We start from the raw sequence: 5,478 nt of genomic DNA, 5'->3' as shown, positions 1-5,478 counted from the left end.
GCCCTCCAGACGCGTACTCTAACCAACTGAGCTACACCCCGATTGTTTTTCAAAAGCGATGCAAAGGTAGAGAGTTATTTTGGAACTTCCAAATATTTCGGCTTAAATTAACCTCTGTTAACTTAACTATTGCACTTTGGTGGGTTAGTTGTTAATTATTTTCACATTTTGGGACTTTCTTCCGCCTCCGTGCTCTTCCTGCGAGATTTGCGATTTTCATGCGGTCGGATGAAATATTCGTCATAATATGCAAGCAAAAGTGTGGTCAGGGGGATGGCGATGATAAGCCCGATCATCCCGAACAGCGTTCCCCAGACGGAAAGAGACAGGAAAATGATGGCCGGATTCATGCTCATGGCCTTTCCGATGATTTTTGGCGTCAGGACGAGATCCTGGATGGCCTGAACCACACAATAGACTGCGATCATTTCCCAGAACAGTGTCCAGAAACTGATTTCGCCGCTTACCGAGACCACTATACATATAAGTGTACCCGGAATCAGAGAGATCAGCTGGAGATAGGGCACCATGTTGAGAAGCCCGATGAACATGCCGAGCACGATGGCCATCGGGAGTCCTATTATAAGGAAGCCGATGCTGAACAGGATGCCGACAATGAAGGCCACAAGGGCCTGTCCGCGGAAATAGTGGTTCATGGAGTTTTTCACATCGCGGCCGATCTTGAACACCAGCCGCCGATATTTCGGCATGACCATGCGCCGGAAGCCTGACGAGATTTTCTCATAGTCGAGCATGATGAAGACAACGTAGAGAAACACGATCACCCAGCTGAACAGACTCATCACAAGGGAGATGGACCCTGTTATGACCTGCCAGGAGGCTGAAAAGCCCTCTTCGATCATTTTCATCCACTCCTCGTGTGACAGTTTCCGGGCGATCAGCTCGAAATTGACGTTTTTCCGCAGGAACTCATGAAGTTCTTCCGGCACGAAGGGGATTTTCAGGTCAGTTGCGGCATAAGCCTTGACCAGTGCGGCCATCTGCGTGGACTCCTTGATGATCATCGGAATGAACAGGTAGCAGAGGACTATGAAGAAAAAAGTCATTTCAAAGAGGGTCACGAATGTCGCGATCGTGCGCCCTTTGAGATTGAGCAGCTGACGGTTGAACTGCACGAATGGTTCAAGAAGATAGGCGATAAGACAGCCGACACAGAAAGGCAGCAGAACTCCTTTGAGAATGTTGACCATCCAGATGATGCCGACAAACAATACACAGTTGATCAGAAGTCTGACTGTCCGGTCGAGATCATAACGTTGACGTACGAGCATGGGGATGATTGATGAAACGTGTGTGATATTTAGCCACGAAATTAACGAATAAATTCTGATTTTCCATTATTTTACGTAATTTTGTCTGATTTAACATCCCTCCTTTTGCTGCTGTCTTTTTGCGGAGACATGGCTTCAAAACTGTCAAAACAATCAATATCACTAATTTATAATGGAAAATATGAATCAAAATGTTGTTCAGCCTGTGCGTCAGCTGCTTTCTGACAAGGCATGGGCGAGGTGGACAGCTCTGGCGCTTGTCGCGTCGATGATGCTGTTTGCCTACATGTTTGTCGATGTGATGTCGCCTCTTCAGTCTCTCATCCAGACTCAGCGCGGATGGTCGCCCGACGCTTTCGGCTACTATGCAGGTGCCGAGTATATCCTCAACGTTTTTGGCTTCCTTATCCTTGCCGGTATCATCCTCGACAAGATGGGAGTGCGTTTCACCGGAACTCTCTCGGCTTCTCTTATGGTCATCGGTGCTTTCATCAAGCTCTATGCCATCAGTGATGCTTTCCAGGGAACTCCCTTTGACCAGTGGCTCGGTTCCTGGTGGACTGCCATGCCCGGCAGCGCCAAACTTGCGGCTCTCGGTTTCATGATCTTCGGCTGCGGCTGTGAAATGGCCGGAATCACCGTTTCAAAGACTCTTGCAAAATGGTTTGAAGGCAAGGAAATGGCGCTTGCGATGGGCCTGGAAATGGCCATTGCCCGTGTCGGCGTGTTCTTCATCTTCACCATTTCGCCCCGTCTTGCTGACTGGTCTGTACCTCCTACGGTGGTTGTCCCCGTCGCTTTCTGTTCAGCTCTGCTCTGCATCGGTCTGCTCTGCTTCATCGTGTTCACTTTCATGGATTCTAAACTCGACAAGGAGATGGGCGCTTCGAAAGTTGCTGAAGCTGAATCCGATGAAGAGTTCAAGCTCTCGGACGTAGGTGCTATTTTCGGCAGCAAGCTCTTCTGGATCATTGCCATGCTCTGTGTGCTCTACTACTCTGCAATCTTCCCCTTCCAGCGCTATGCGGCCAACATGCTCCAGTGCAACCTCGGCATCTCCGAGACCCAGGCTTCCGACATTTTCCGCTGGTTCCCGATCGGTGCTGCTGTTCTGACTCCCTTCCTCGGCTACTTCCTTGACCGCAAGGGCAAAGGCGCGAGCATGCTCATCCTCGGTGCCATTCTCATGATTGTGTGTCACCTGACATTTGCCTTCGTCGTGCCGACAACCAAAAGCGAACTTATCACCTATTCGGCAATCGTTGTCCTCGGTGTCTCTTTCTCGCTGGTTCCTGCCGCCCTGTGGCCTTCGGTTCCCAAAATCATGGACAAGCGCTTCCTCGGTAGTGCTTATTCTCTCATTTTCTGGGTTCAGAACATCGGTCTCGCTTTCGTGCCCATCATCATCGGCAAGGTGATCACCTGGTCCAACCCCGGCATCACCGATCCCTTGCAGTACGACTACACTGTCCCCATGTGCTGCTTCGCATCGCTTGGTGTTCTTGCCCTGATTTTCGGCATCATCCTCAAGTCTATGAACGCTATTCACCACTACGGCCTTGAAGATCCCAACATCAAGGAGGATTTTGAAGATGTCCGCATCGACGGTGAGGCATAAGACCTCCGTTTATATATGAGGGACCTGAAAATTTAGGCACCCTCTGACATATCAAAGAAACGACAAGTCCCGCAGATCCGAAAGCCGGTCTGCGGGACTTCATTTGTTCTTGACTGTTTTGCCTGAGAGGTTGTTAAACCCAATTTCTTAGGTCATTAGCGTCCGCCGGCCGACGATTTGTCGACATTGGCGTCGGCATTGACAAGTTTCTCCGCGCCACGTTTCTGACGGCCCCACTGAATGTTGTAGCGGACCTGGATAAATGGCATCGGAGACATGTCCAGACGCACATGGGTGGAGTTCATGTTGTATTTGTTGAGCGATTTCGAACCGCGGTCATACTTGGTGAACGGACAGATCATACCTGCCGTAAATTCCCAGCGCCGCCAGTCATAGCTGAGGGCGAGGATAGAGATTGATTCTCCCCATGAGATTGTCTCGCCCCAGAGTTCTCTCTGCGCCCGCTGATATTGTGCGGTAAGTGTGAAATTCCAGTGTTGGAGCATCGCTGTGACATCTCCGCTCCAGTCGTGGTTATAGAGCCGGTAGCCTTTTCCGCTCATCTGTTCCGCGCGATATTGCAGAGTGCCGCACAGACTCAGCCAATCCGGGACAATCTCGATCTGGGGCGAAAGGAAGAGGCTGATATTTTTAAGTCCCCGGCTGTTTTCGTATGATTTTATCAGTCTGTCACCCTCCCATGCCAAACAGGGGGTGATTGCGTCCGGGCTTGTGAAGGCTCTTACACCGAAGGTTCCCATCACTCGCGGGAAGGTGAAGTTATATCTCAGGGTCAGCATGTAGGATGTCGAGGTCTTGAGATTCGGATTGCCGACAACCCATTGGAAGCCGTCGGTCTGTTGCGGTGCGATGTTTGTCTCTGCAAGAGACGGTGCCGATTGCCATGATGTGAAGTTAAGCCTGAACTGCGAGCTTTGGTTCGGACTGTAAGTCGCAGAGAATGTGGGCCTGAGATTCCAGCTCGAATTTCCCTGTTCTGTTTCCTTGAAATGGAAATCGGTGTACTGTGCGCCAAATCCGGCGGTAAGGGTCACTTTTTTGATTCTCTGATAGTATTCGCCGAAAAAGTAGACCTTGTCCTGACGCTGGTGGAAGATCGCACCGCCGAGATTTTCATAAACCGAACGGTTGCGGTTGGCCGTGTAGGATATTCCGGCAGTCAGACGCGAGTTTTTCCACTTTTTGATGTAGTTGGTCTCAAGCCCGTAAGCCTGGTTGCGGTCACGGATCCTGGTTTTGACATCGGTCAGCGGGCTGAGGGTCGTCTCGTTGCGTTCGTTGTAGTCGCGGCTTGTGCGTCCGTTGTAGAGTGAGCCGTTGAAGTCTACGGCAATCAGCTGGTTATGGCTGAAGTGCTGTTCGAAATAGACCTGACAGCTCGGAGTGAAGCCTTTTTTGGCGTTGTAGTCATGCAGCAGGATTGTCTCCTCGCTGTCGCTCAGCGATAGCCGTCCTTCGTAAAACTCTGCCTGCGGCCATTCCTTATAGCCGTGGACGGCAATCCACAGCACTGTCGTGTCAGGCTTTATATAACTGTAATCCATTTGCAGGCCGCCGAACGAATTGTCCATATAGCCGCGTGTCGGGCTTTCGCTTCGTGTCAGTGTATGCCCGTCGGGATATGTGAATACTTCCTGATATTCACGGTGCATGGAAATTTTGTTTGTCAGTTTGTAATTGGCGCTGAATCCGAACTGCGAACGCCCATTGTTCAACTTTAGCCCGGCAGAGTATTGGCCCCACGCGCAGTTGAGAGCCGGCATTGCCTGTGTCATCAGTGATCCGCCCGTTGAGGGATTGATGACGATGAAGTTGAGCACTGCGTTAGCGTCTTTATATCTCAGGCCGGGATTGTCCATCCATTCCACACGTTTGATTGTTTCGGGGAGCAGATTCTGCACTTGTTCGATTGTGGCCTCTCGTCCGTTGATGCGCACCTGAACGCTCTGGCCTGACGCGGTGACCTGTCCCATGACATCGTTGACCGTAAGTGTCGGGATCATGAGGTTTTTGAGCATCTGCAAGCCGTTTTTCGAATGCTCGATGGCGCTGACCGAGGGGTAGAACACATCCATGTCGGCCTTGCGGATGACTTTTGGTGCCTGGATGACCACTTCCTGCAATTCCTGAGTGGCTATCGTGTCAGTGTGTTGTTCCTCTTGGGCTGACGCAAGCAGTGCTGAAGTTGTGATGAAGATGAATGATAATGTGTGACGTAACATTTTTTGTGCACTTGGTTGTAGTGAATGGATATTTTACCTGTTAGACGACGTCAAATCAGATTGAATTACAAAAGTACAATAAAATTTTACCCCCCCCGAGGTTAATAAGTGTTAAAAGAAATGGCAGCGACGTATGCCGCTGCCTGAGATTTTTGTAAGTCCGGATAGTTCCTGAGATCAGTTTTTTTACTCTCGCATCAACTGCATCTTATTTCATCTTGTGTCCGCGATAATAGGTGTTCCAGTTGTCTTCTGCATAACCTTTGCCTCTGACTTTAAAACTGTTGACAGATGCACCCTTGATTTTTTCGCCACGGTAATAGAC

The 5,478-nt window shown here is 50.1% G+C and carries 4 protein-coding genes; 1 reads left to right on the top strand and 3 read right to left on the bottom strand.

Annotated elements, in window-relative coordinates; all coding sequences use genetic code 11:
• Window positions 1–161 precede the first annotated feature (161 nt).
• A complete protein-coding gene (locus K2H17_RS07665) occupies window positions 162–1,292 on the bottom strand; it encodes an AI-2E family transporter (RefSeq protein ID WP_300133380.1) in 1,131 nt (376 codons plus the stop codon).
• 181 nt (window positions 1,293–1,473) lie between these two features.
• On the opposite strand from K2H17_RS07665, the gene K2H17_RS07660 reads away from it, so the two are divergent.
• Entirely contained in the window at window positions 1,474–2,910 is a 1,437-nt protein-coding gene (locus K2H17_RS07660; protein WP_300133378.1) for an MFS transporter, read from the top strand.
• Between the two features lie 155 nt (window positions 2,911–3,065).
• Here the strand turns inward: K2H17_RS07660 and K2H17_RS07655 are convergent, their stop codons facing one another.
• Together K2H17_RS07655 and K2H17_RS07650 are read right to left on the bottom strand one after the other, a co-directional pair.
• Window positions 3,066–5,153, bottom strand: coding sequence for an outer membrane beta-barrel protein (locus tag K2H17_RS07655; protein WP_300133376.1), 2,088 nt, complete (start codon window positions 5,151–5,153; stop codon window positions 3,066–3,068).
• 208 nt (window positions 5,154–5,361) lie between these two features.
• Window positions 5,362–5,478 (bottom strand): DKNYY domain-containing protein (locus tag K2H17_RS07650; RefSeq protein WP_300133383.1); only part of this gene is annotated, 117 nt, incomplete at its 5' end.

The sequence above is a fragment of the Duncaniella sp. genome (assembly GCF_029054785.1).
Taxonomy (GTDB): Bacteria; Bacteroidota; Bacteroidia; order Bacteroidales; family Muribaculaceae; genus Duncaniella.
Note: the sequence above shows the minus strand (reverse complement) of the source record. Positions and strands in the feature narration are given on the sequence as shown.